General features: G+C 57.7%; 22 protein-coding genes and 2 tRNA genes. 11 read left to right on the top strand and 13 right to left on the bottom strand.

Annotated elements, in window-relative coordinates; all coding sequences use genetic code 11:
- Positions 1 to 16: 16 nt before the first annotated feature.
- The 3 genes from AC3IUF_RS06430 to AC3IUF_RS06420 all read left to right on the top strand — a co-directional run bounded on the left by AC3IUF_RS06430 (position 17) and on the right by AC3IUF_RS06420 (position 4,392).
- Complete coding sequence (locus tag AC3IUF_RS06430; RefSeq protein WP_007918629.1) at positions 17 to 1,576, top strand: AmpG family muropeptide MFS transporter; 1,560 nt, start codon at positions 17 to 19, stop codon at positions 1,574 to 1,576.
- A 129-nt stretch (positions 1,577 to 1,705) separates the two neighbouring features.
- Entirely contained in the window at positions 1,706 to 3,421 is a 1,716-nt protein-coding gene (locus tag AC3IUF_RS06425; protein ID WP_007918631.1) for a proline--tRNA ligase, read from the top strand.
- Between the two features lie 17 nt (positions 3,422 to 3,438).
- A complete protein-coding gene (locus AC3IUF_RS06420) occupies positions 3,439 to 4,392 on the top strand; it encodes a hypothetical protein (RefSeq protein WP_007918633.1) in 954 nt (317 codons plus the stop codon).
- Between the two features lie 102 nt (positions 4,393 to 4,494).
- Here the strand turns inward: AC3IUF_RS06420 and dinB are convergent, their stop codons facing one another.
- The gene (gene dinB / locus AC3IUF_RS06415; protein WP_095113865.1) at positions 4,495 to 5,556 is read right to left on the bottom strand and encodes a DNA polymerase IV; all 1,062 of its coding nucleotides are present in this window, start codon (positions 5,554 to 5,556) and stop codon (positions 4,495 to 4,497) included.
- Positions 5,557 to 5,836: 280 nt separating this feature from the next.
- Between dinB and AC3IUF_RS06410 the strand changes: the two genes are divergently transcribed.
- From AC3IUF_RS06410 to AC3IUF_RS06395, 4 genes are all read left to right on the top strand, one after another.
- A tRNA-Met gene (locus tag AC3IUF_RS06410) sits at positions 5,837 to 5,913 on the top strand.
- 221 nt (positions 5,914 to 6,134) lie between these two features.
- Positions 6,135 to 6,211 (top strand) — tRNA-Met (locus AC3IUF_RS06405).
- Between the two features lie 279 nt (positions 6,212 to 6,490).
- Positions 6,491 to 9,130, top strand: a complete 2,640-nt coding sequence (gene mprF / locus AC3IUF_RS06400) for a bifunctional lysylphosphatidylglycerol flippase/synthetase MprF (protein WP_095113866.1) — start codon at positions 6,491 to 6,493, stop codon at positions 9,128 to 9,130.
- Positions 9,130 to 10,425, top strand: coding sequence for a virulence factor family protein (locus AC3IUF_RS06395; protein WP_095126537.1), 1,296 nt, complete (start codon positions 9,130 to 9,132; stop codon positions 10,423 to 10,425). The genes mprF and AC3IUF_RS06395 overlap by 1 nt, the downstream gene beginning before the upstream one ends.
- 198 nt (positions 10,426 to 10,623) lie before the next feature.
- On the opposite strand, the gene AC3IUF_RS06390 is transcribed toward AC3IUF_RS06395, so the two are convergent.
- From AC3IUF_RS06390 to AC3IUF_RS06380, 3 genes are read right to left on the bottom strand one after another with little or no spacing between them, the layout of a single operon-like run.
- Complete coding sequence (locus AC3IUF_RS06390) at positions 10,624 to 11,307, bottom strand: hypothetical protein (protein WP_007918641.1); 684 nt, start codon at positions 11,305 to 11,307, stop codon at positions 10,624 to 10,626.
- A complete protein-coding gene (locus AC3IUF_RS06385) occupies positions 11,304 to 12,002 on the bottom strand; it encodes a nucleotidyl transferase AbiEii/AbiGii toxin family protein (protein ID WP_007918643.1) in 699 nt (232 codons plus the stop codon). Before AC3IUF_RS06385 ends, AC3IUF_RS06390 begins: the two co-directional genes overlap by 4 nt.
- Before the next feature lies 1 nt (position 12,003).
- Positions 12,004 to 12,771, bottom strand: a complete 768-nt coding sequence (locus AC3IUF_RS06380; protein WP_489280707.1) for a MarR family transcriptional regulator — start codon at positions 12,769 to 12,771, stop codon at positions 12,004 to 12,006.
- 640 nt (positions 12,772 to 13,411) lie between these two features.
- Between AC3IUF_RS06380 and AC3IUF_RS06375 the strand changes: the two genes are divergently transcribed.
- Entirely contained in the window at positions 13,412 to 13,741 is a 330-nt protein-coding gene (locus AC3IUF_RS06375; protein ID WP_489280705.1) for a DUF3077 domain-containing protein, read from the top strand.
- A gap of 186 nt (positions 13,742 to 13,927) precedes the next feature.
- On the opposite strand, the gene AC3IUF_RS06370 is transcribed toward AC3IUF_RS06375, so the two are convergent.
- The 3 genes from AC3IUF_RS06370 to AC3IUF_RS06360 form a co-directional block, all read right to left on the bottom strand.
- Entirely contained in the window at positions 13,928 to 15,769 is a 1,842-nt protein-coding gene (locus tag AC3IUF_RS06370; RefSeq protein ID WP_489281612.1) for a potassium transporter Kup, read from the bottom strand.
- A gap of 578 nt (positions 15,770 to 16,347) precedes the next feature.
- On the bottom strand, positions 16,348 to 16,473 hold the full coding sequence (locus tag AC3IUF_RS06365; protein WP_489280703.1) for a hypothetical protein: 126 nt from the start codon (positions 16,471 to 16,473) through the stop codon (positions 16,348 to 16,350).
- A complete protein-coding gene (locus AC3IUF_RS06360) occupies positions 16,470 to 16,841 on the bottom strand; it encodes a hypothetical protein (protein WP_489280701.1) in 372 nt (123 codons plus the stop codon). Before AC3IUF_RS06360 ends, AC3IUF_RS06365 begins: the two co-directional genes overlap by 4 nt.
- 1,019 nt (positions 16,842 to 17,860) lie before the next feature.
- Here AC3IUF_RS06360 and AC3IUF_RS06355 point away from each other — a divergent pair.
- From AC3IUF_RS06355 to AC3IUF_RS06345, 3 genes are all read left to right on the top strand, one after another.
- Positions 17,861 to 18,082 (top strand): hypothetical protein, encoded by a 222-nt coding sequence (locus AC3IUF_RS06355; RefSeq protein ID WP_489280699.1) that lies wholly within the window; start codon positions 17,861 to 17,863, stop codon positions 18,080 to 18,082.
- A gap of 86 nt (positions 18,083 to 18,168) precedes the next feature.
- Positions 18,169 to 18,819 (top strand): hypothetical protein, encoded by a 651-nt coding sequence (locus tag AC3IUF_RS06350; RefSeq protein WP_489280698.1) that lies wholly within the window; start codon positions 18,169 to 18,171, stop codon positions 18,817 to 18,819.
- Between the two features lie 6 nt (positions 18,820 to 18,825).
- Positions 18,826 to 19,980: a helix-turn-helix domain-containing protein gene (locus AC3IUF_RS06345; RefSeq protein WP_489280696.1), complete on the top strand. Its 1,155-nt coding sequence runs from the start codon at positions 18,826 to 18,828 to the stop codon at positions 19,978 to 19,980.
- Between the two features lie 803 nt (positions 19,981 to 20,783).
- Here AC3IUF_RS06345 and AC3IUF_RS06340 read toward each other — a convergent pair.
- The 6 genes from AC3IUF_RS06340 to AC3IUF_RS06315 are packed head-to-tail and all read right to left on the bottom strand — an operon-like array spanning position 20,784 to position 26,316.
- Positions 20,784 to 21,761, bottom strand: coding sequence for a hypothetical protein (locus AC3IUF_RS06340; protein ID WP_489280694.1), 978 nt, complete (start codon positions 21,759 to 21,761; stop codon positions 20,784 to 20,786).
- Entirely contained in the window at positions 21,734 to 22,438 is a 705-nt protein-coding gene (locus tag AC3IUF_RS06335) for a hypothetical protein (protein ID WP_489280692.1), read from the bottom strand. The genes AC3IUF_RS06340 and AC3IUF_RS06335 overlap by 28 nt, the downstream gene beginning before the upstream one ends.
- Positions 22,435 to 22,989, bottom strand: coding sequence for a baseplate complex protein (locus AC3IUF_RS06330; RefSeq protein WP_489280690.1), 555 nt, complete (start codon positions 22,987 to 22,989; stop codon positions 22,435 to 22,437). The genes AC3IUF_RS06335 and AC3IUF_RS06330 overlap by 4 nt, the downstream gene beginning before the upstream one ends.
- The gene (locus AC3IUF_RS06325) at positions 22,986 to 23,909 is read right to left on the bottom strand and encodes a hypothetical protein (RefSeq protein WP_489280688.1); all 924 of its coding nucleotides are present in this window, start codon (positions 23,907 to 23,909) and stop codon (positions 22,986 to 22,988) included. Before AC3IUF_RS06325 ends, AC3IUF_RS06330 begins: the two co-directional genes overlap by 4 nt.
- Complete coding sequence (locus AC3IUF_RS06320) at positions 23,906 to 24,613, bottom strand: DUF4376 domain-containing protein (RefSeq protein WP_489280686.1); 708 nt, start codon at positions 24,611 to 24,613, stop codon at positions 23,906 to 23,908. Before AC3IUF_RS06320 ends, AC3IUF_RS06325 begins: the two co-directional genes overlap by 4 nt.
- Before the next feature lie 8 nt (positions 24,614 to 24,621).
- Positions 24,622 to 26,316 (bottom strand): phage tail-collar fiber domain-containing protein, encoded by a 1,695-nt coding sequence (locus AC3IUF_RS06315; RefSeq protein ID WP_489280684.1) that lies wholly within the window; start codon positions 26,314 to 26,316, stop codon positions 24,622 to 24,624.
- Positions 26,317 to 26,325 lie beyond the last annotated feature (9 nt).

The raw sequence follows: 26,325 nt of genomic DNA, 5'->3' as shown, positions 1-26,325 counted from the left end.
AGGCAGACTTCAGCCCATGCCCCGTAAAACCTGGCGCGCCGCGCTAGCCGCTTATGCCAGTCCTTCGACGCTCGTGCTGTTGTTGCTCGGTTTCGCCGCCGGCCTGCCGTACATGCTGGTATTTTCAACGCTTTCCGTCTGGCTGCGTGAAGCCGGTGTCGCCCGTGAAACCATCGGCTACGCCAGCCTGATCGGCCTGGCTTATGCGTTCAAATGGGTCTGGTCACCACTGCTCGACCAATGGCGCCTGCCGTTGCTGGGCAAACTCGGCCGTCGCCGTTCGTGGTTGGTGCTCTCGCAGGCCTTGGTGATTCTCGGCCTGGTCGGCATGGGTTTCTGCGATCCGCAGAAGCATCTGTCCTGGCTGATCGCGATTGCCGTCGTCGTCGCCTTCGCCTCCGCCACCCAGGATATCGCGGTGGATGCCTATCGCCTGGAAATCGCCGAAGACAACCGCCAGGCCGCCCTCGCCGCCAGTTATATGTCCGGGTACCGCGTAGCAGCGCTGCTGGCCACCGCTGGCGCACTGTTTTTCGCTGAGGGCTTCGGCTCCACAGGTTTCAATTATCAGCACTCGGCCTGGGCCGGCACTTACGCGCTGTTCGGCGCATTGATGATTCCTGCCCTGCTGACCACGCTGTTGATGCGCGAGCCGCCAGTGCCGCTGCGCACCCAATTGCAGGCCGGGCGCTATACCTTCATGCATCAACTGATGTCGGTATTTGTGCTGATTATCTTGCTGGTCTCGGTACCGGCGATGTTCACCCAGCTCTACAACACCGATTTTGCCAGTGTGCTGTTCGGCGACATGAGTCCGCTTGACCTGCTGCTCGAAGACCGCGCCTTCCTGCGCGCGATTCTCTATACGCTGCTCACCGGTCTGTGTCTGTCGACCATGGGTCGTCGCGGCCTCGCACCGGTGCTGACACCGGTCAATGACTTCATTCTGCGCTACCGCTGGCAGGCACTGCTGCTGCTCGGCCTGATCGCCACCTATCGGATGTCGGACACGGTAATGGGCGTCATGGCCAACGTGTTCTATATCGATCAGGGTTTCACCAAGGATCAGATTGCCAGTGTCAGCAAGATCTTCGGCCTGATCATGACGCTGGTCGGCGCCGGCATGGGCGGTCTGCTGATCGTGCGCTTCGGCATTCTGCCGATTCTGTTCATCGGCGGCGCGGCCTCGGCCGCCACCAACCTGCTGTTCGTCATGCTCGCCGACATGGGTCCAAACCTGCAGATGCTGATGGTGACCATTTCCCTCGATAACTTCAGTTCGGGTCTGGCGACGTCGGCGTTCGTTGCCTACCTGTCAAGCCTGACCAACCTGAAGTTCTCCGCCACCCAATACGCCCTGCTCAGCTCGATCATGCTGCTGTTGCCGCGCCTGATGGGCGGCTATTCCGGGGTTCTGGTCGAGAAGTTCGGTTACCACAGCTTCTTCCTGATCACTGCCCTGCTCGGCGTGCCGACGTTGATTCTGATCGCGTTGCACTGGTTTCAGGAAAGCCGCCGCGAAGGCCCGACGCCAACGCCCGAGCCTGTGCCGACGCCGGTCGCAGAAGAATCGTAAGACGTTTCGGCAACGGCGGGAGGAATCTCGCCGTCGTGCCTCCCCACTGACCTCACGCCTGTACGTCGGCAAAACTCGCCGGTACACTGCGGAGTCATTTCCAGTCATAGCAACCGACAACGGCCAACCATGCGCACCAGTCAATTTTTGCTCGCCACACAGAAAGAAACGCCTTCCGACGCGGTCGTGATCAGCCACCAGCTGATGCTGCGCGCCGGCATGATCCGCAAACTCGCCTCGGGCCTGTACACCTGGCTGCCGATGGGCTTGCGAGTCATGCGCAAGGTTGAAGCCATCGTTCGCGAAGAGATGAACGCCGCCGGCTCTCTGGAAGTGTTGATGCCGAGCACCCAACCGGCCGAGCTGTGGCAGGAATCGGGGCGCTGGGAAGAATACGGCCCTGAGCTGCTGCGCATCAAAGATCGCCACGGTCGCGACTTCTGCGCGGGCCCGACCCACGAAGAAGTGATCACCGATCTGATGCGCAACGAGTTGAGCAGCTACAAACAGCTGCCAATCAACCTGTATCAGATCCAGACCAAATTCCGTGACGAAATCCGCCCACGCTTCGGTTTGATGCGTGGCCGTGAATTCATCATGAAGGACGCGTACTCGTTCCACGCTGATCAGGCGTCGCTGCAGGTCACTTATGACCGTATGCACCAGGCGTACTGCAACGTGTTCAGCCGTCTGGGCCTGAAATTCCGTCCGGTGGAAGCCGACAACGGTTCGATCGGTGGCGCCGGCTCGCACGAATTCCACGTACTGGCCGAGTCCGGCGAAGACGACATCGTCTTCAGCAACGGCTCCGACTACGCAGCGAACATCGAAAAAGCCGAAGCGGTGCCACGCGAAACCTCGCGTGCCGCTGCGACCGAAGAGCTGCGCCTGGTCGATACCCCAGACACCAAGACCATCGCGGCGCTGGTGGAAAAATTCAATCTGCCGATTGAGAAGACCATCAAGACCCTGATCGTGCGTGCCGAAGAAGAAGGCAAGCTGATCGCGCTGGTGATTCGAGGCGACCACGAACTCAACGAAATCAAGGCTGCCCAGCAACCGGGCGTTGCCAGCCCGCTGGTCATGGCCACCGATGCCGAACTGCGTGACGCCATTGGCGCCGGCGCCGGTTCGCTCGGCCCGCTGAACCTGCCGCTGCCAATCATCATCGACCGCTCGGTCGAACTGATGAGCGACTTCGGTATCGGCGCGAACATCGACGACAAGCACTACTTTGGCGTGAACTGGGAGCGCGATCTGCCGGTTCCGACCGTGGCCGACCTGCGTAACGTAGTCGCCGGTGACCCAAGCCCGGACGGCAAAGGCACGCTGGAAATCAAACGCGGTATCGAAGTCGGCCACATCTTCCAGCTGGGCAACAAGTACAGCAAGGCGATGAAGTGCGAAGTGCTGGGCGAGAACGGCAAGCCGGTAACCCTGGAAATGGGCTGCTACGGCATCGGTGTGTCCCGCGTGGTGGCGGCTGCCATTGAGCAGAACAACGACGAAAACGGCATCATCTGGAGCGACACTCTGGCGCCGTTCCAGATCGCTCTGGTTCCGCTGCGTTATGAAACCGAGCAGGTGCGCGAAGCCACCGACAAACTGTACGCCGAACTGACGGCCGCCGGTTTCGAAGTGCTGCTGGACGATCGCGACAAGAAAACCAGCCCGGGCATCAAGTTCGCGGACATGGAGCTGATCGGCATTCCTCACCGGATCGTGGTCAGCGACCGCGGCCTCGCCGAAGGCAACCTGGAATACAAGAGCCGTACCGAAGGCGAAGCGCAAGCATTGCCGGTGGCCGACGTATTGTCCTTCCTGCAGGCCCGTATCCGCCGCTGAAACCAGATAGAGACGTCATGTTCAAGCGAAACACCTTAGGCCTCGGTGGCACCGCCCTGTGCGGTGCCCTGCTGGTCAGCGGCTGTGCCAATCACATGTCACAACGCAGCGAGCACGAAGAGCGGGTCGAGCGGAAGTTGCTCGACCATAGCCTGCAGATTGATGTCGGCGAGCCTAAGGCGCTTGAGCTGCCGCAGCGACGCGTGAAGATCAACGAACAGAAGACTTTCGAAGTCACCGAGTTCGAAGTCACCCGTCGCTACGATCGCTACACGCCTTACCAGCCTTGGCGGGAGGTCTACGAGATCCCGCTGGGCGTGGTGGCCGTGGTCGGCGGCGTCGGCGCGAACGTGGTCAACGTTTTCGCTCTCGGCAATCTGCCGGACAGCGTCACCAAGGACTGGCTGAGCTACGGTTTTGCCGGGCTCAATCCGTTCATGAACGTGCAGTCCAATGGTCGCGCGCAGCAGAACCTGGCGGGTATCGATGAAGTCCAGCGCGACAAGCGCACGGAGTATTCGAGCCTGCCGTGGAGCGAGCGCCCGGTGCAGGTCAAGGCTGGCAAGCAGACCTTCGACATGACCACCGATCGTAACGGTGTGCTGCGTCTGAATCTGCTCGACAGCCCGTTTGCCGAAAATGACCTCAATCATGTCGGCAAGCTGCAGATCAGCGTCGAAGACAGCAAGGATGACGTGCACTCTGATTCGTCGCTGATGATCAGCAGTCATCTGCGCGGCAAATTGCTGGAGGCGCACGGGCTGATTTACGACGACCTGGAAGACGACGAAGTGAGCCAGTGGGTACACCGGGTCAAACGTCTGTCGGAACTGGGTCTGGAAGAAGAAGCCAGCGAGCTGGAACAAAGCCTGATCGAACTCACGCGCAACGATCCTGAGCTGCAGACCGAGTTTCTCAAGTCGCTGACCAAGGATGCGGGGCGTCTGGTGGCAGATCCAGGACCGAATTAAGGCCTATTAAAAGATCGCAGCCTGCGGCAGCTCCTACATTGGAACGCATTTCAATGTAGGAGTGAGCCTGCTCGCGATGAGGCCCTTACATTCCGCAAAAATCTACCGCTCAAACAACTCCATCTGCTCAAACCCGCCGCGCAAATCCTCAAGCCTGACCCCCACCCCCAACAACCGCACCGGCTTCCCGCCGCGATTGAACGCCTGCGTCAGCATCAACTGATAGCTACCGAGATCCCGCCCTGCCCCGGCCTGCTCCAGCGTCGTCTGGGTAAAGTCATGAAACTTCACTTTGACGAACGGCTTACCCGGCCGATAACTGCTGTCGATCCGCGCCATACGGGTTTTCAGGGTTTCCAGCAGCTCCGGCAGTTTGTCGAGGCAACTGCGTAGATCCGGCAGATCAACGTCGTAAGTATTTTCCACACTGATTGACTGACGCCGGCTGTCGTTGTGCACCAGCCGGTCATCAATCCCACGGGCCAGACTCCAAAGTCGCTCGCCAAAACTGCCGAATTCGCGCACCAACGCGAGCTTGTCCCACTCGCGCAGGTGCAGGCAGTCGACGATGCCGAGCCTGCCCAGTTTGTCGGCGGTGACCTTGCCGACGCCGTGCAGCTTGCTTACCGGCAAATCGCTGACAAAGTCTTCGACCTGATCCGGCGTAATCACGAACAAGCCGTTGGGCTTTTTCCAGTCACTGGCAATTTTCGCCAAAAACTTGTTCGGCGCCACACCGGCAGAAACGGTGATGTGCAATTGATTGGAGACTCGACGACGGATGTCTTGGGCGATGCGTGTGGCGCTGCCACCGAAATGCGCGCTGTCCGATACATCCAGATAAGCCTCATCCAGCGAAAGCGGCTCAATCAGGTCGGTGTAATCGGCAAAAATCGTATGAATCTCTTTCGAAGCCTCGCGATACGCATCCATGCGTGGCTTGACGATGGTCAGGTCCGGGCACAGTTTCAAGGCATGCCCCGACGCCATCGCCGAACGCACGCCATACGCGCGCGCTTCATAGTTGCAGGTGGCGATCACCCCGCGCCGGTCCGCCGAGCCACCCACCGCCAACGGCTTGCCGGCCAGACGCGGGTCATCGCGCATCTCGATGGCGGCGTAGAAACAGTCGCAGTCAATGTGGATGATTTTTCGCTGAGTCATGTCAGAAAAGGAAACGTGGCGAACCGGATCGGCAGTATCTCACTGACACCTGTATATAGCACCAGTGGTATGAATGTTCTTTCCAAGTGGTAGGAAATGTCCTTTGAATTTATTTTCTCAATCGACGAGTGGCCGCCAATAGAGCTGAAAGCCTTGCCCCGCCTGACCTGCAGCGTGACAAACACCCGAGAAAAAGCGCTAACCGATTGAACCTCAACAGTTTTTATCCAGATTGCGGGTTGACACCCCGGCGTTCCTCTGTAGAATGCCGACACACAGACGCGGGATGGAGCAGTCTGGTAGCTCGTCGGGCTCATAACCCGAAGGTCGTCGGTTCAAATCCGGCTCCCGCAACCAAACATCAAAAAAGGCTACTCGAAAGAGTGGCCTTTTTTGTGCGCGTTTGTTTTGTAGATTTCCTCTTCTTATAGAGAAGGATCGCCAAACAGGAATTCTTTGCATTTCCGAAACTTAACGCACCACCTGCGACCGTTTGACGCGATTGCACACTTATTTGACCCTTTACGGGATTAGCGGTTGACACCTCGCCGTTCGCCTGTAGAATGCCGCCACACAGACGCGGGATGGAGCAGTCTGGTAGCTCGTCGGGCTCATAACCCGAAGGTCGTCGGTTCAAATCCGGCTCCCGCAACCAAACATCAAAAAAGGCTACTCGAAAGAGTGGCCTTTTTTGTATCTGTTGAAAAAGTCCTTTCGCAACAATGATCTGTCACTGTGCAGTGAACCGCTTGGGATCTTCAGAAGTGCTGAGTTGCGACTATGCTTGAGTCGCAGGCCAGGCCTCTGCAATCCAGGAACTGCCCTCGCCGATACCCGGTGAGAGGCGTAGTATTTTGTGATTATTTTTTTCTACAGGGATTGGTAACTTGGCTGGATACCTCCATCCTGTCGCGCACAATCCAAGAGGTGATTGATGCGCGCCAACTCGTCTGATCCACAAGACACCGTCACAGCGGAACACCCGATCAAACCCGAGCGTCTGCGCTTGCTGGATCGGTTGAGCAAATACCGACAACCGATTGGTCTGGCGGTGACTTTGCTGCTGTTTGCCATTGCGCTGATTGCCTGTCGTCATCTGCTCGCCGAACTCGATCTCGATGCGCTGCACGACTCGATTCTCGACGTACCGAAACCCGCGCTGATCGGCGCCTTCGCTGCGACCGTGGTCGGTTTCATTATTCTGCTCGGCTACGAATGGTCGGCCAGTCGCTATGCCGGCGTGACCTTGCCACCGCGAACATTGGCGCTGGGCGGATTCACCGCGTTTGCGATTGGCAATGCAATCGGTCTGTCGCTGCTGTCCGGCGGCTCGGTTCGCTACCGTTTATATGCTCGACTGGGTCTGGGGGCGTCGGAAGTCGCGCACATGACCTTGTTCGCCAGTCTGTCGCTGGGTTGCGCCTTGCCGCCGCTGGCTGCACTGGCAACGCTGAGTGACCTGCCTGCTGCCTCTCAGGCGCTGGGGTTGTCCGAAGGCCTGCTCGGCACAGTGGCCGCTGTCGTGCTGTTGCTTGGCGCAGTACTGGCTATCGGCATCTACCGTCGGCGCCTGCCGGAACAACCGTTGCGCGACAACCTGCTGGTCAGGGTTGGCCGCCGCACGCTGCGCTTGCCGGGTCGGCGCCTGACGTTCCTGCAACTGATCATTACCGCCCTCGACGTTGCGGCTGCCGCCACTGTCCTTTATCTGTTGCTGCCGGAAGCGCCACCGTTTGGTGCGTTCCTGCTGGTGTACCTGCTGGCATTGGCTGCCGGCGTACTCAGCCACGTCCCCGGCGGCGTCGGTGTGTTCGAAGCGATCCTGCTGGCCGCTTTCGCCGATACTCTCGGTGCCGCACCACTGGCCGCGGCGTTGCTGCTGTATCGCTTGATCTATGTGGTGCTGCCGCTGCTGGTCGCCTGTGTATTCCTGCTGATCAACGAAGGTCAGCGCCTGTTTCAGACTCAGACCATGCGCGCGGCGTCTGGTCTGGCGGCACCGATTCTGGCGGTGCTGGTGTTCTTGTCCGGTGTGGTGCTGCTGTTTTCCGGCGCCACGCCCGAGATCGACACACGTCTGGAACACATCGGTTTTCTGATCCCGCACAGGCTGGTCGACGCGTCGCACTTCGGCGCCAGCCTGATCGGCGTGCTCTGCCTGATGCTCGCTCAGGGCCTGCGTCGTCGCCTGTCGGCGGCGTGGATGCTCACCACCATTCTGTTGCTGGTTGGCGCGCTGCTCTCGCTGCTTAAAGGCTTCGACTGGGAAGAAGCAACACTGATGACACTGACGGCTGCGCTGCTCGGTGTGTTCCGTCGCTCGTTCTATCGCCCGAGTCGCCTGACCGAACTGCCCTTCTCGCCGCTGTATCTGGTGGCCAGCCTGTGCGTCCTCGGTGCCTCGACGTGGTTGCTGCTGTTCGCCTATCAAGACGTACCGTACAGCCATCAACTGTGGTGGCAGTTCACCCTCGACGCTGACGCGCCACGCGGCCTGCGTTCGCTGCTCGGCGCTGCGGTGCTGTTGCTGGTAATCGCGCTGACCTGGCTGCTGCGCACCGCACGTCCGGTCATTCACCTGCCGACGCCTGACGAACTTGATCGTGCGGCGAAAATCCTGATGGCCTCGTCGCAACCCGACGGTGGCCTGGCGCTAACCGGTGACAAGGCACTGCTGTTTCACCAGAACGACGAAGCGTTCCTGATGTACGCGCGCCGTGGCCGCAGTCTGGTGGCGCTGTACGACCCGATCGGCCCTGGCCAGCAACGCGCCGAGATGATCTGGCAGTTCCGCGACCTCTGCGACATTCACCACGCCCGCCCGGTGTTCTACCAGGTGCGCGCGGAGAACCTGCCGTACTACATGGACATCGGCCTGACCGCGATCAAACTGGGCGAAGAAGCCCGGGTCGATCTGCATCGCTTTGACCTGGAAGCCAAGGGCAAGGAGATGAAGGACCTGCGTTACACCTGGAACCGTGGCACCCGCGACGGTCTGTCGCTGGAAATCCATGAGCCGGGTCAGGCGCCGATGGATGAGCTGAAAGTGATTTCCGATGCGTGGCTGACCGGCAAGAACGTGCGTGAGAAAGGTTTCTCCCTCGGCCGTTTCAGCGACGATTACCTGAAGCATTTCCGCATCGCAGTGATTCGCTTCGAAGGCCGCCCGGTGGCGTTCGCCAACCTGCTCGAGACTTACAGCCATGATCTGGCCAGTCTCGACCTGATGCGCGCGCACCCGGACGCCCCCAAGCTGACCATGGAATTCATGATGGTCGGCCTGATTCAACACTATAAGAGTCACGGATACGCGCGCTTCAGCCTGGGCATGGTGCCGTTGTCGGGGTTGCAACCCCGGCGTGGTGCACCGCTGACCCAGCGTCTGGGCTCGATGGTTTTCCGCCGTGGTGAGCAGCTGTACAACTTCCAAGGCTTGCGCCGCTTCAAAGACAAGTTCCAGCCTGACTGGGAACCCCGTTATATGGCCGTGCCCGCCGGACTCGATCCGCTGGTGGCGCTGGCCGACACTGCTGCCCTGATCGCGGGCGGCTTGACTGGATTGGTGAAACGCTGATGATTCAACGCTCCCTGAAGTACATCCTGGCCGCACTGATTGTGTTGGCCGTGATTGCCGGCGGCGGTTTCTGGTACCTCAAACGTCCGGCACCGGAACCAACGCTCGAACCTGTCACGGCGGCAGACGGCACCGTTTTGACCCGCGTCATCCCCGGCACCAAACCCAAGGCGCAGGTGCTGGTCGCGGTCAACGACGACCAGAAACTCTCTGAAAAACAACTGACCACCCTGAGCCGCAGCGCCTCGGCGCAAATCGTTCAGGTGATTCTGCCCAAGGACTGCCTGCTGCAAAGCCGCGCCCTGCAAACCGGTCTGCGCGAACTGAACGGCCCGGCTACGTTGGTCAGCGGTATCGGCCCCGGCGCGGTATTGGCCTGGCGTTGGTTGTCCGAGCAAAAGGACGACAAGGCCCAAGCGATTTCCGTGGACCTGGCGCTGGAAAAACCTGGCTGCACTCACCTGTTGCCGAAATCCGCCGCGCATGGTCACTGGCTGGTGGCATGGAACGACAACCCGGATGATGCCAGCGCGGGTTTTGTACGCGATCAGCCGAACGCCGAAACCAGCATCAGCGACTACGACATCAACCTGCCGCAAGTGCTGAACAACGAACTGCGCAAGATCCTCGTCGGCGGCGACAAGGCCAACGGCGGTCTGGCGATCCCGGTGGTTGAAGTGCCGGCCGGTCAGGCGAAAGACACCGTGACCCTGTTCCTCTCCGGTGACGGCGGCTGGCGCGACCTCGACCGCGACGTCGCCGGTGAAATGGCCAAGATCGGCTACCCGGTCGTCGGCATCGACACCCTGCGCTACTACTGGCAGCACAAGAGCCCGGAGCAAAGCGCGCTCGACCTGACCGAACTGATGCAGCACTACCGGCAGAAATGGGGCACCAAACGCTTCATCCTCACCGGTTACTCGTTTGGTGCGGACGTGTTGCCAGCGATCTACAACCGCTTGCCAGAAACCGAGCAGCAACGCGTCGACGCAATCATCCTGCTGGCCTTCGCCCGCACCGGCAGCTTCGAAATCGAAGTCGAAGGCTGGCTGGGTAACGCCGGCAAAGAAGCCGCCACCGGCCCGGAAATGGCCAAGCTGCCAGCCGCCAAGGTCGTGTGCATCTATGGTGAAGAAGAGACGGATGAAAGCGGTTGCACGGACAAGACTGCAGTGGGTGAAGCGGTGAAACTGCCAGGCGGCCACCACTTCGACGAGAACTATCCGGCGCTGGCCAAGCGTTTGGTGGATTTGATCGAGAAGCGTCAGAGCAAGGACTCGGTCGCCGAAGAGTGATCTGAGCCACGCCCACAAAAAGCCCCCGCAACTTCGCAGTTGCGGGGGCTTTTTACATTCAGCAGCCACGAAAATCCCCTGTGGGAGCGAGCCTGCTCGCGAAAGCGGTGGGTCAGTTTACAGATTCGTCGACTGACACTACGTCTTCGCGAGCAGGCTCGCTCCCACAGGGGTATTGGGCTGGATTCAGACAACCCGTCAGTCTCGCTGGCCAAGCTGGACATCTATCCACGTGACATCATCGTCGCCAACGCTAAAGTCGCTATCCCGCGCCGCCAACAAACTGCTTTGCTGCACTTGCGTCAAGTCCGCCCAAAAGCCATCAGTGACAAACACCAAGCGCTCAACAGCGTCCAGTGCACAACAAACAAAGTCAGGGTTCGGGACCCGATTGATCTTCAAGCATCGTGTTACCGAATTTCGCGCCGGGTCTTGTGCCAATTCACAGTGCGAACGGTCGCGCCGCCAATTGGCCTTGCAGTGAGGTGGCGTAATCCACTCGATGGCTCCCGCCAGCGGCACAATCCCGCATGAACAGTCACCTTCGTACGCAACGGCGAGTCGGCCATGAGCTACCAAGCCAATCAGGTAACAGATGGCTCCCGCCTGATCAGCAGGCAACGACGCATGAAAATCCGACAGTATTGAACCCAATAGACGCTCAACAGCTGCGGGGTCTGCAGGATAGCCCCCCTGCTCCATCTGTGTGGAATGAGCCGCCAACATGCCGCTTACGAAGCTTTCAGCCAGCTGTCCACTGCCGCGCCTGGAAGTGCCATCCGCGACAACAAAAAACCCACTGTCACCTTCACAGGTAGCTCCGGCATAGTCATTATTTGCCCTGCTGGCTTGCCCAGTGATTGATCGGGAGTGGTATCTCATGCGCTGGCCAGCGCTTTCAAACGCCGGTGAATAATCTGCCCTCTGCCTGGATTCGCCTGCACCGAGCCTGAACTTTCGATCACATAGCCAACCCCGTCGAGCGCCATCAGTTTGTGGATTCCATCTGTGACGAACGCCTTAAGGTCGCTGTCAGCCTGGCCCACCTCCTCCAACAGCTCAGGCCGACCATCGATCAAGATGATCATGTCCTCGACATCCTTGTGATAAGGATCACCATTTCCCCGACCGGCGAAAGCTTCCAGTTTCGTCGCGAGAAAATATGTGGGCTGGAATATCTGGATGACAGTGCCGCTGGGTAGGGTGAATTTATCCGCCCTCGCCAGCCCCTCGACGAACCAGCGGTTGGCATAGCCGAGCACTGCAGGGTCGGAAGGCATGACATCCACAACAACGTCATTGAAGCGAAAACGACAATTGACCTCGTCCTCACCGGTGATCTTGAATCCCTTGGCAGCCAGCCGTTCAGTGAGTTGGTTCCAGGCGCTGATACCGGCCAACTCGATCACTAGATCAACGTCATCAGTGAAACGAATGTCGTCCAGCACTGCTGTATCTGTAACCAGCATGGCGGTTGTGCAACCGCCAACAAAAGCAACTTCGGCGAGAAACGCCTCGCCCAAGCCTTCAGCCACGAACTCAATAAGTTCGTAGTTGTGATCCGCGTTTGACGACATGTTATTTAAGCCCCATCCCTGCCTTCAGAATACTGATTGCCACACCACACTCACGCGGACCACCCAGACGGATTGCATCAGCGAGCGCCAGATAGTGGTAAAGGATCCGGTCTTTTTTCACCGCTTCCGGCACTGTTTTGTAAAGCGGCTCTATCGCTTGGCCTCGCTCGGTTCCATGCGCATCCGGCCAGACCGGAATCAAACCACCCGCACTCTTGATGCTTTTGGACAGCGCGGGTGCCGCAAAGCCTGTGGGTATGCCACGAACCATCGCGCCAGGCTTGACCGGGAAGAAGTACTTCAGCGCGTGCTCGGTAATTTTCAGCAGTTCCCGGCGGTGCACTTTGGCAAGCCCGGTATCGTAGTCATGAATGAGCAATCCAGATTCCCGGCACCGGGCGAGAGCATTTGAGACTTCGCTTTTGCTCAGTCCGAGAGAGGCAGACAGCGCACGCAGAGAGTAGCGATCGCTCCAACTTGTCAGCGGTGGATCAGATGCTGGTTCCGCCCATCCCTCCCAGCCTGGCCCATCAGCGAAAGGCGAATCGAATTCGCGGCGCTGGAAGACTGTGTCTTCCCCATCAGTGGAATAGGTAACCAATGGCTTCCCCACACTCGCCCCAGCGGTCATTCGGCTGACGACATAAGGCCTGAGCAGCTCTTCGACCCTGTCCGAATTCGACTCGGCCTCCATCTCCCCCAAGAGATTCTCTTCCTGAGCATGGAGACTGGCCATTTTGAACAAAAGCAAAATATCTTGACTCTTCATTTAGTTCAAAACCTCAAGTGTCCACATTCCATAAAACGTGGACACTTGTCTCACTGCCGAGGCCGGGTCGTCAAGCCCTTGGGTCGATCACTAATCGCTGCATACCTTGCCCGCATATCGTCATGGCTGATTGCGTGGGCCAAATCAAAGATGAGCAGTCGTTCACTGGCCTTCTTTTCGATCCGAAGGTCCTTTGGTTCATCCTGTAATTCTTGTTCCGCTGATGCCGTCATACGTACCTGAATGCTTTGCACACGTCGGTTCGTGCGTGACGTTTAGTATCGTTTACTTCCAGTCTCGCAATATCGGATGACGCCCACAGACCTTGTAGGCAAACTCCGAAACTCGTGTTGGGGCGCTTTGCCGCTCTATTGCGCTGTTTTTCGACGGGATACTCTCCGGATGTCGCTGACCCATTCAGCGATCGGGTGTGGTAACCCGGTTAGGCAAAGTGCAACAGTGCCTCCATCACGACATCAGGCGTTCTTTTACGCCTGTAATTTACTGTCATGGCAGCTGTACGTGGGAGACCTTCGGGTCTGCCGGTTTCTTTGCTCTCCCGGTTTACCACCCTGCGTACAGCTGCCACCCATTCGTGTGGTAACGAATGCGGCAGCTCCTCGTTTTAGGGAGCAAAACAATGAGCAAAGAAATTCCGTCAACGCCTTCAGACCTTACAACCATCGGCTTCACCCCTTTCCTCTACCACTCGGATCAAGCGTTCTTCAACGTCCGCGCCGGCATCCCGATCATCGATGCCTTGTCCCAATCCTCCGACCTGCTGTCCCTCGCCAAATCCTTCGCAGAAGACGCTGCCTTCATCAGAGACACCGATCGCCATGCCTGGGCCGCGCATTACCTGACGGTGATGGGCAAAGCCTTGATTGATGATGTGATTCAGGCGTTGATGCCACGACCTGCGCGGACGAAGACTGAATCCGAAACCGAACTGGCTGAACCCACCTCATAACCTTGTGGGAGCTGGCTTGCCAGCGATGGCGGTGATTCAGTCGACATTGATTCTGAATGTGCCAGCCTCATCGCTGGCAAGCCAGCTCCCACAGGGGATTTGTGGTGGATTTGAGGTTTATCAGCGGACACAAAAAAGCCCCCGCCAGCCACTAGGCTGACGGGGGCTTTTCAGTTGAAGCGAGGATTACATTTCTACCTGCGTGCCAAGTTCAATCACCCGGTTCAACGGCAAATTAAAGAAGCTCAAGTTCCCATTGGCATTCTTCAACATGAACGCAAACAGCGCTTCACGCCAACGCGCCATGCCCTCAAGTTTCGAGGCAATCACCGTTTCGCGGCTGAGGAAGTAGGTCGTGCGCATCGGGCTGAAGTCCAGATCATCGAGATGACACAGCTTCAGCGCCTGCGGCACGTCCGGCTCGTCGGTGAAGCCGAAGTGCAGGATCACCCGGAAGAAGCCTTCGCCGTGGGCCTCGACTTCGAAGCGTCGCGATGGCGGTACACGCGGGATGTCTTCGTAGACCACCGTCAGCAACACCACTTGCTCATGCAACACCTGGTTATGCAGCAGGTTGTGCAACAGCGCGTGCGGCACGGCGTCGGAGCGCGCGGTGAGGAACACAGCGGTGCCCTGCACGCGATGCGGTGGTTGCACGCGGATGCTGCTGATAAAGATCGGCAGCGGCAGTGCGCCTTCGTCGAGGCGATCGACGAGCAACTGCTTACCGCGTTTCCAGGTGGTCATCAGCACAAACAGCGCGATACCGGCAATCACGGGGAAGGCACCGCCCTGAACGATCTTCGGCACGTTGGCGGCGAAGTACAGACCGTCCACCAGCAGGAAGCCGATCAGCACCGGCACCGCGAGGATCGGCGGCCATTTCCACAGCAGCAGCATCACTGCCGACACCAGAATGGTGGTCATCAGCATGGTGCCGGTCACCGCCACGCCGTAGGCCGAGGCCAGTGCGCCGGAGGACTCGAAACCGAGCACCAACAGGACCACGCCGACCATCAGCGCCCAGTTCACCGCGCCGATATAGATCTGGCCCTGCTCGTCGCTGGAGGTGTGCTGGATGTACATACGCGGGATGTAACCGAGCTGAATCGCCTGACGGGTCAGGGAGAATGCACCGGAAATCACCGCTTGCGAGGCAATCACCGTGGCCAGCGTCGACAGACCGACCAGCGGAATCAGCGCCCAGCTCGGTGCCAGCAGATAGAACGGGTTACGCGCTGCTTCCGGGTTTTCCAGCAGCAAGGCGCCCTGACCGAAGTAATTGAGCACCAGCGCCGGCAACACCAGGATGAACCACGCCCGGGCAATCGGCTTGCGACCAAAGTGGCCCATGTCGGCGTACAGCGCTTCTGCACCGGTTAGCGCCAGCACCACGGCGCCGAGGATCGCCACGCCCATGCCCGGATGAACGACGAAGAAATTCACCGCCCAGATCGGGTTCATCGCATGCAGCACTTCTGGCGCGTGGCTGATGCCATACACACCGAGGGCGCCGAGGACAAGGAACCAGGTGACCATGATCGGCCCGAACAGAATGCCAATCCGCGCCGTACCGTGTTTCTGGATCAGAAACAGCGCCACCAGCACCACCAGCGACAACGGCACGACCCAATGGTCGATACCATCGAATGCCAGCCCCAGACCTTCAATCGCCGACAGTACGGAAATCGCCGGGGTGATCATGCTGTCGCCATAAAACAGCGCCGCGCCGATCAGTCCGCAAACCACCAGCAACGACCGCAACTTCTTGCGATGCCCCGCCGCGCGCCGCGCAAGTGCGGTGAGCGCCATGATGCCGCCCTCGCCCTGGTTGTCGGCGCGCAGCACGAACATCATGTATTTGATCGACACGACCCAGATCAGCGACCAGAAGATCAACGACAGAATACCCAGCACGCCATCGTGATTGACCGATACGCCGTAAGCGCCGGAAAACACTTCTTTGAGGGTGTACAGCGGGCTCGTGCCGATGTCGCCGTAAACCACCCCGACCGCCGCGACCAGCATGCTCAGCGGCTTGGAGGCCGAACCCTCGGCGCCTGCCGCATGACTACTTGCCTGACCCATCCAACACTCCTACTTCTCAGAACCGGCTTCTTGAATGAAGCACTATGCTTTGTGGTGCAGCATGCGCTGTTTTACCTGTTGTTACAGACGTTTTGTTGACTGTAAAAAATTGGTAAAGCTCAACGGCGCGAAGCATAGCGCAGCACTCGTCGTATTTCCCTGCATAAAGCTGGTCAAGTGCGTTGCCCGCCGCTAGAATTGCGCACTTTTTGATCAGAGGCGCGCCCTAAGCGCCCGTCCGTCGGCTTTCGCACCAAGAAAGCGATGTCACAAAATACCGAGGTTAGACATGTCCACCACTCCTGCGCCGGCCAATCCAAAGGTTGGCTTTGTATCTCTGGGTTGCCCGAACGAAATCCAATATAGACAATTTTCTTCGGTGAAGAATCGACTTTACCCCTAGTTCTAACCACCAAAAAACGGATGCACCTGGAGCGATTTCACCTCTCTGTCCCAACAAAAGTGCTAATACCGGGCAAAAAAAAACCCGCCGAAGCGGGTTTTTTTTGGCTTGTACTTCAAGCCACTTTCTTAGCGTGCTTTGCTTTGAGATTGCTCTCTAGCTTATTGGTAAGCTGGCCTAGTGCGGCACATTCGGCCTGCAAAGCCTTAAGAATACGACGCCGCTTCAGTTCATTGGTCATATGAAGCTCCTCTGGTTAAGTTCATTACATTCATGGTCAAGGGCCATCACGTCATTTTTTTCGATCGCGTTAGCGAGCGCTTGGACATGAGTGGCGTATTCGTGCGCCTTCTGAACAGTCGCCTCACCTTCAAGGCCATCACACTCGTCAAGCTGTTGCATCAATCCACAAATAAAATGCAAGCGACGAGCGATCTCAGCGACTGTCGGATTTTCTTCCTGCAGGCTTTCAATACTGAAAAGCTTGCATTGGCGCAGTACCCGATTTGCAACATCAAGCACGATATCGTATGCGTCTTGAACGTTTTGCGGGATCTTGTACTGAATATGATCGTCCGAAACCGAAAAAGTTTGAGTGCCTTCAGTCATATTCCCTTACGCCAATGAGTGATAATTCGACAAGCTTTTTTTGGAGCCGCGATTCTACAGCCGCTCCGTCGAAAAGTCACTACGCCACTAGTCGGAAGGTTGACATCAATCGCTACCCGTCTGAATCAGCTTGCTTCCTCTCTGCAATGACTATAGGCGGTAAGGTGCCACAACTGTCAACCGAATCATCGATTGATTTTTCCAATCGCAAGGACGACAAATCTCATCACCAATAATCAGCCGCCAAGCATCTGTTCATGAACACAAGCTAATGTGAACAGATGACAACAAAATGATCCCGAACTCTTAAGATGTAGACAAAACGATCATTCACAAGGTTCGAAAGAAAATTTGTTGCCAACAGAATGACAAGCAACAAAAACACTGTACATGCATACAGTTAAATATTCAATCGCTATCGAGGATCTGCTCTGATCCTGAAAAAGACCGCCGGGTTCGCGAGTTCCTACGCTGCGCGCACCTTCAATCAGATGCGCCTTAATGCAAAGTCTGGGACGTTGTAAAAATGGCTACAGGCGGCGGCCTACAAGACTTCAGTCATAACAGTGCCCCGCTAGCGCTGGTCGGATAACACGCGGAACCGTGAACAAGCTCAAATTGAAAAACACGTCTAAATCGCTGTTTTTTAATTTTCACTTCAATGAAACCGGGCGCTTCAGCGATCCCTCCACCACGACTAACTCATGCACCGCTGAACCGCCGCCCTGCATTTCCCTTCAAAAATTCGCATTCTGTGCAATAGGCGATCGTCCGCAGAGCCCCACGGCCCGCCTGGGCTGTAGGTACGTTTGCACTACATCTGGATTTGCACAAAAAAAGGACACGAAGCGCGTCGGCGGGAGGGGGATAAGTGCTTTTTCAGGAGCTTTTTTGTGTAGTCGGGTCGATTAGCTGCTATCCATTGAAGAAGAGGGCGACGACTAAAATCTTTTCTTTATCTCGCCTTAGCCTGCTGCGAGATGACTACGATCCCGAACTACTCCACAAGGACTACCACCATGCCAGATAGCCCTGACTGCAAAATTGCCACCGCAGATGCCCTGACATTGCTTTTGCACAACCAGCACGCTCTAGGTGCGGCGATAGAAGAGATCACCAAATGGCTCTCAGATAATGGAGTGAAGAGGGTTGCCGTTGATGCTATTGCCGCAATGGAAACCTTGGATACAAATGCAAAAGCGATCACAGATGCGATTATGCGAATAAGACAGTCTGGGTAAGACAGCTAGAGCCAATTGCGCTTCTTGTTTTTCAACCTCATTTGAGGAAGAATAACCGGAAGCCAAAGCGCACTAGGAGTCAGCAGATGCAAGCTTGCCAAGTATTCAGCGACCAGGACGCAGTTACCACCCGCCTTGAACTGTTGAGCCTAGAGCGCGACGCGCTACGTGAGGCCGTCAATCAAGCTCACCTTCAACGCGCTCGTTTAACGCCTAACCATCCCAAAATATTCTCCGGCCTTGAAATGTGGGGCTGGATGGTAAAAGCAGTACGCGATCAACTGCGCCCCTTGGGCTGGGTTGCGCATGAAACGTCGAATTACCCTCTTACCTTTCACCCGGTGCACAATCTCGCAATTGCGATCGCATCGGGAGATAGCCATGTCGGTAACCCTTTTGGGAGGCCGAGCAGCCGGTCCAGAAAGGGCAAGAATACTGTGCATGCCGTTGAGCAGAATTGTCAGTTCGACATGTTTGCTGACTTGTTGCCGGAACCAGAAGAATTGCCTGACATAGGCGCTCATGAGACGTGGGTCTTGCTTCACCACACCGACATAGTGAAAAAAGAAATTCGCATCGAACTCTCACGCCCGTCGGGAATGGGTAAAGGTAACAAGATCATTTCATGGTCTGAACGTATCATGCTTGGCAGCATCTCCCTTGATGATGATTTCTTTGAGGTTACCCCTCCTAGCGGTCCAGACATCGACATTGAAATTCGGCGTAAAGTCTCGTGATAGACCATGTTTAACCCACAACGATTTGCGCTCGCTCGTCGCCGGCGCGGTATGAAAAAGCGTGAGCTTGCGACTCACATAGGAGTAACGGAGCGATCAGTTTCCGGCTACGAAAGTGGCACCCAGGAGCCTGAGTCAGGAACTCTTGCAAAAATCGCTAAGGCGCTTCGGTTTCCAGAAGCGTTTTTCTTTGGCGATGACCCTGAGGTGCCCACGCCAGATGTTGCTAGCTTCAGATCGCTCTCAAAAATGACTGCCGGCCTTAGAGATTCAGCCCTCGGTGCAGGCGCAATCGCGCTCATGTTGAACGGCTGGATCGAGCAACGGTTCGATTTGCCAGAACCGGATCTCCCTGACCTCGGATCCGAACGCGGTGCGCTCACAAATTTTGATGGTCTCGATAACCTAAACCTCTCTAACAATGTGCAAGCACCAGAGGCGGCGGCAGAAATGTTAAGGGCACACTGGGGCTTAGATGAGCATCCGGTAAAGAACATGATTGCCCTTCTTGAGTCGAAAGGCGTTCGTGTCTACTCGTTGGCGATAGATGCGAAGGAGGTTGATGCTTTCTCGCTGTGGAGTGGCGGCAGACCGTTCATGTTCTTGAACACTTTCAAGTCGGCCGAGCGTTGTCGCTTTGACGCTGCACATGAATTGGGACATCTGGTTATGCACCAGCATGCCCACCCACAAGGACCTGATTTGGAGCGCGAGGCGAATGCCTTTGCATCCGCTTTTCTGATGCCACGCGCAAGCGTACTAGCGATGGCTCCTCGCTCAATCACTATCAAAAGCCTCATTAAGTACAAGAAGCTCTGGGCCGTATCCGTGGCTGCGTTAAATTACCGGCTGCACAGTCTTGGACTTTCGACGGAGTGGGCCTATCGGACACTGTGCATTCAGATTGCTCAAGAGGGCTACCGCACCGAGGAGCCAGAATCTGTTACTCATGAACGATCAGTTGTTTTGGAGAAAATTTTCGCTGCGTTACGGGCCGATGGACTTGGTAAAGCTAACGTTGCAGGAGAATTGGGAATCAGCCCCGATGAGATCAATGAGCTGACGTTTGGCTTGATGTTGAACGTATTGAAGGGACAAAGCGCTAACAGGTCGGATACAAGCGGGAAATCCAGCCCTCATCTCCGCCTGGTCAAGGGTTGAAGCGATTCAAGAACCAAGCGCTAATCACCACCGTGTAAAAAGACACAGGGGCCAATGGCCCCTGCTGATGTTGCGCTACATTTCCCGAGCGAGAATGACCAAACGAATCGTCCAGTAAGCAGCTTGAAGCGCCCGGATAAGCTCTTCAGGTAAAAAACGATTTATTAGTAGCTTCATTTGAGAAAACTCTAATCGTTAGTAGGACCCGATACCTAGTAGTGAAACGTAACGGAGTATCCCACCCTACCTATCAACTCAGCCTGCCAAAAATCATAACTTATGAAAATAAATCGTTAATTATGTTTATCTGTTAGTACTACAGAGTTCATAACTAACGATCTTTTGACAAGCATTTGAGCTTGACTGGCCTATCACAGGACCATACCCTTTGAAATTCCGGTATCAAAGATATACAGCTACGGGTGGTTAGGAAGAATCCTAACACAGCTTTCTAACCAGATAGCGAACAGCCTGTAGCACAACCAAAGCCTGCGCCTGCGCGGGCTTTGTTGTATCTGGCGCCCGGCCAGCCCTTTGCGTACCCACGTCATGCGCCGCCAAGCACCGTATTCTCTGGGTCTCAATAAAAACCGAGTTCCGTTTAACAGAACGGCTTACCTCATAAAGTATCACGATATGTTGCGATGCGATCCGACGAACGGTAGCGCCCGTCTTTCCGGACATAAACACTGTAAACAGTAAGGCACAAGCAGATTCAAGTGAATGCAAGCTACAGCAACTAAGCGCTTGTGCGGAAGCCAGCGAAACCCAGCGGAAGTTGGCGGAAAATATAAAACGTTTTATTAAAGTGTGATTGGCTTCAGTTTCGTCGCTAGTGCCAACGCTTTTGCAGATTTGGCGGCAAAAGCTGACGCATCAGCAGGCGACGGCGTTGGACCAGGCAAGTGCGTATGTGCAGCCAATTGCGTGTTCATCTCTTGCAGCAGATCGAGCATTTCACACACCACCTTGAACAGATTCACACTTTCCGAACCGATCCAGTTTTTCGGCGCTTGCATCTGCTGACTCGACCCGGCCACGCTCTTTCGCAAGCCCTCAATCCGTTCCTGCATATCACCGCCAACCGTGGCGTTGTGCTTCTGCCCCACAACCACATTCAGATCCCGCCCGGTCGCTTGGTGCAGATCGTCCACCGCCGCCAGGCTCGCAGATCCGCCCGACATCAGCTTGAGCGCGCCCAGCGCTTCGATCTTTTTCACACCACCTACTGACTCGGTTGAGTGGTCGTCGATCGTCTGCGTGTGGCTTTGGAACTGCTCGCGGTTGTCCAGGGCTTCAACCTCGCGCTCGATCGCCTGATCCCGGATCTTGCCATCGGTCTGGCGTAGCCAGTTACCGTCGGCGTCGACACGCTGCTGGGCGGCAGCGCTGTGTTGCCACACCTGATCACCTTTCGGCACCTTCGGCATGCTCAGCCCATGCGGCAGGATCGATTGGATGTAGGGCTTGTTCGGCAGGCCGTAGGCGAAGCACACCACGACCCGCGTGCCTTCCTCCGGAAAGGCGTAAATGCCCATTTCCTCGCCACCGGTGGGCAGCGGCAAAGGAACGCCAGTGAGCGGTGGCATGGTCGGATCTGGTTCGTCATCCGGGCCGAGTACGACAATGTCCACGGCGTAGCGCGGGCGGAAGTCGTCGCACAGTCCGGCGTCCGCCGGCGCGTCGGCCACGGCGGTAACCTGGGCAAAGCGCGGCAGGTGGTAACCACCGGTGAGTTCGGGAAATTGCCGCTCTACAGCGCGGCGGATTGCGTCTTCCATCGGATAGCCATCTGGTCGTTGGTCAGCGTCACCGTGGTGATGCGCTCGCCGTTGTTGATCGTTGCACCTGGTCGCACGCCGGGAAGGGCCGCGACCATCGCGCTCTGGTTGCCCTGGTAGCCGTCGAACAGCTCCGTGGGTATTTGTAGCGGCGCACGTGCGCCAAAAAAACTGTCGGCCCAGCTGCCGGCGAACACTTCACCGTTGCCGAGCTGGTGCCAGGTGAAGTCGGGAATGCTGAATACCCGTGCGAGACTGTCCATCGCTTGGTAACCGGCGGCGAGGCTGTAGAAGTACGGCGTCTTCACGCTTGCATATGGTTGATCCGGAACGCGGAAGCGCAGCCCGGTCTGTTCGCTGACCTGGGCCAGCACGGCGCGCAGATCCACATGACGTAGGTTCAACGGCAGCGGGTTGGCCAGCACGGCGGCCAGCTCACGACAGAACAGCACCTGTTCGACCGCGTTGGCGGCCGTGCAGCGCTCGACGTAGCCGATAAAGTGCCGTTGCAGCGTGCCCTCGTTGTAGCCGATATCCAGCGTCACCAGCCCTTTCAGCGGCACAGAGGATTGAACGGTGAAGTTCGCCCGGCCGGGGCTGGTAGCGTCCAGCCTGACGTCCTCCTTGATGAGAGCGATCGGGGCGCCGTTGATGGAAAGTATCTTGTGCAGCTTCACGTCTGCTCACTCCCGCCCAGCCACTTATCCACACGTCCCAGCACCTTTTCAAAGCCGCTCAGCGCGGGGTTGTCGCTGGTTCCTTCGCCGTTGCCGGCACCGCCGTCACCGACCGGACTACCCGGGCCACCTTGAGCGTCGACCTTGTTGCCGGCGCGCCGGCCTTCGACTTTTTCCGGGTTCGATTCGCGTTCGCTCAGTGTGAACTGCACCAGCCAGGCTTTCAGGGTGTCCGCTTCCCGCGCACTGACGCCGTCAGAAAACTCCACCTGACGCACGCCGAAGGTTTCGGCTGTGTCGTTGACGATCCGATACAGATGCAACTGACCGCCGCCGGCGGTGGTTTCAGCCATTCGCAGTAGATCTGTCAACTGGGTTTTATCCACAAAGGGAATCATCAGCGAGACGGCCAACGTCTTGGGCTTAAAGCCCTTGTGGGCCTTGTCGGTGTTGCTGGTCTGGCCGGACATATCGCCGCTTTCGATCCGTAGGTTGGCCGTGACCTTGAGGTTCTTGCCCTGGACTCTTTGCCCGTCGAGTAACAGCGTCATAGGCCCACCAGTTCACGCACAAAGCTCAGTCCTTCTTTGCTGCCGACCAACAGAACCCCGGCGCATTGAATCCATTCGTGGCCGGGGGCATCGCCGGCCAACAGTTCGCGGCGTAGTTCGCCGGCAGTGCCCGGGCCGATCAGCCGCGCGCGCACGCTGACGTCAGGGTTTCCCCCAGCCAGTAGCTCTTTCAGGTCAGCCAATTGCTTATCCCGTCCCTGCTGTTGGGCACTCTTGCGCGCTGCCAGCGCTGCCAGATCGGCCAACGGCGAGCTGTCGGCGGCGTAGCCTTCCAGCACGGCTATCTGCCCCGCCATCGACTGTTTGGCAGCTTTAACCACTGTGCAACGTTCCAGCGGCAAACCCTGCCAGCGCGGCAGCGGCCCGGCGCCGGGGATCTCCCACTTTTCGCTTTCCAGCTTCAGCAGGTGTTGCGCCCGGCGCTCGGTGCGCACCAGGTCAGGAATCGGCAGTAGTGCATTGAATCGCGCCAAGCCGCTGGCCAGCTGTTCCAGGCGCGTGCCCAGGAACAGGATCGACAGCGCGTATTGCGGCCCGGTCGGGCGCCCGCTGTCGCTGGCGTCTTCCAGTTTCTTTGCGAGATGCTCCAGCGCGTTGGGCGCTGACAGGAAGCGCTGATAGCCCGCACCCTGGCCAACGCCGCTTTGAAACGGTGTCACGACTAGGCAAGCCGGCACCTGGCCCAACTGCTCGGCCAGCGCTGCGCGGCCGGCGGCGATCGCGCTTTTGGCAGCATCACCCACCGGCCCCGGGTTGGTGTTGGCCAGCCCGGTCAATCCAGCCAACCGCTGGGCGGTGCTGGCCAGTTCGCCACCGGCCAGATCCTTGGCCGCTGACAGCCCGCCTATCCACTGCGTGGCCAGCTCCGGCCAGCGCATCGTCACCGGTGCCCAGGTCATGCCGGCGGCGTCCAGGTGATGGCTTTCATTGCTTTCAAATCTTTATCTTTTTGGGCTTTCGCCACAGCTTGGCGCAGTGTTTCCGCGTGCTGCTGCGCTCCCTGTCGAAAGCGCACCAGGTCAAGGCTGACTTTCTGCAACTGTTCGATTGTGTGAAGTCGGAAAGCCAGCACCTGTTCGGCGTCATAGCATGGGTAAACGTCGTCCAGACCCAGCAGCACCTGGCCGTTCAAGTTCACCTGGTCATCAATCGCACTGCTGTAACGGTATGGCTCGCCCAACGCACTGGAGTTGAAGCCGCCGGCAATGTAGGCGGTGCAATCGGAGGCGATCGCTTGCAGTTTCTTGTCTCGAAGTGCAGCCAACACGGCGTCGATATCATCAACCCATTCACCATCTTTCCAGACTTGGTTCGGCCCGGGTTTCTTCATGGTGAAACCCGCCGGCACCCCTTCGAAGCCTTCCAGTGTTCGCTGCTCGCCGGTGTCGGTGCTGTACACCACTACGCCGCCGAAGTAATCCACCAACTGCCAAGCCTTGCCGTTCCACCATGCGGCTTTGTGTTCCGGGATCGCGGGCGGCTGCGCTTCGACGCATCCACCAGGAATCAAGTAAACGCCCGGCTCCAGCGGCGATTCATCAGCTTTTACGGCCCCAACGAAGATGCCGAGGTGATCTGTCTGATATACAAATTTTTCAGTCATGCTCGATCTCAATATTTGATGCAGTAGAAAAGGGCCATGTTGCGGGGGCGGGTCTCGGTGCCGCCGGCGGCAGCGACCGTTACGCCGTGGGTGTGCGCTCCGCCGCCGCCCACGCCGACGTTGTGTGCGTGAAGCCCGGCGGCGCCGATGCCAACGTTGTGTGCGTGGTTGCCCTGGTAGTCGGTGCGCATCGGTTGGTTATCGGCGTTTTTTCCTCCTGCCATTTCCAAGTCGACGATGCTGCCGCCGCCCGCTGGGTAACCCACAGAGATACCTTGGCCCGTAGCTGCAATGCGCCATCCATGGTCGTGGTTACCTTGAGCATCAGTCCACGCGCTGTGGACGTGGTTTCCTTGCGCATCAGTCCACGCAGCGTGCAAGTGATCGCCCACCGCCGCCGCTGACGCAGAGTGCGCGTGGGAGTGGAGTTGCATGTCCTGATACACCCCGAACGCTCGGCCGGGATCCAGACCGCGACCGTCGTCCCAGGCGCGTGGGAATAATCCGCGCATGTCCGGCAAATTAAACGTGGTTGAACCGTCACCAGCGCCGTAGTGCGTCCCAAGCCAGGCAAAGAGCTGCGCGTATGTGGCACGGGAAACGGCTGCGCCGTTGCACTTCAACCATCCCGCCGGAGCGGCGGTCATAGCAAACGCAGCCACCATGCCGGTCATCGAATCACCGACTTGTTTTTGCAGCTTGTTCAGTGCGGCCGTCGACGCGACGATCTGACTGCTATTGGTTCCAGGATCATCGCTGATTGCGTTGGGCAAGTTGCCCAGTCCGACGTCTGCTTTGGTGGTTGCCCGGGCGCGCAACTCCGCGTAATCCCCTTTACGCGCCGCCAAATGTTTAATGAGTGCACCGGCGATCGGCTCAGGCTCACGGGCGTCATAAATTTCCGTCGGAGATGCGTAATAAGCGATCGGCACGCAGTAATGGCGAACACCCGCAGCGTCGGTGTAGTCACCTTGCTGTCCGAAAATCACTTTCCACGTCGCGACCCGATCGCTTAATTGCCGCTCCAGGCAAACGTCGAGTGTCACAGTTCCAACGGCAACGCCCGATAAAGGCACAGGCTTTTCCATGAACACCCGGATGCCTTCGATGTAGGCAGTGCCAGCGCCCAACTGGAAACCGTTTTCGCCCTTCCCGAATGCCAAGGAGTTACCGAAAAAGCAGGCGCGGCCGTACACCTCACGGTTGCTCAGGCGCTCTCGCTCATCAATGCCGGCAAGGCGCACCGTAAAGTCATGCTGCCAGGTGCTGGCATCGATCTTTACGCCGGTCAGTTTCATAGCGCCGTCAAAGGCCACCAGGAAATTGCGGGTAACGTTGTTGCCGATCTGCTCCGGCGGAATGTTCCTGCGCTTTTGTTGCAGAGGCACCGACGACGCGGCGAACAAGATGCCGTCGGCGTCCTCGAGGCCGACCCAGTTAAAGTCCCAGTCGCCAACGTCAGACCCCAACTGTGCGCTGTACACCACCTGGTTCGGATTCACGAAACCCGCGTTCTTTTCCGGGATGGTGTAGACGTGAACGATCTGCGCAGCCGGTGGCTTGCCGGCAGCGCGATCGAGCGGCGCGGTCGGATCAAGCCCGGGCACATTCGCAAAGATGAATCGGCTAACGATCAGCGGCTTTTGCTGGCTTTGTTTAAGGGCGATTTGGCTTTCGCCGGCCAAGGTAATACTGGCGCTCACGGTGCGCTC

Source organism: Pseudomonas sp. KH_040, from assembly GCF_057839305.1.
This window is presented reverse-complemented; position numbering and strand designations above follow the sequence as displayed.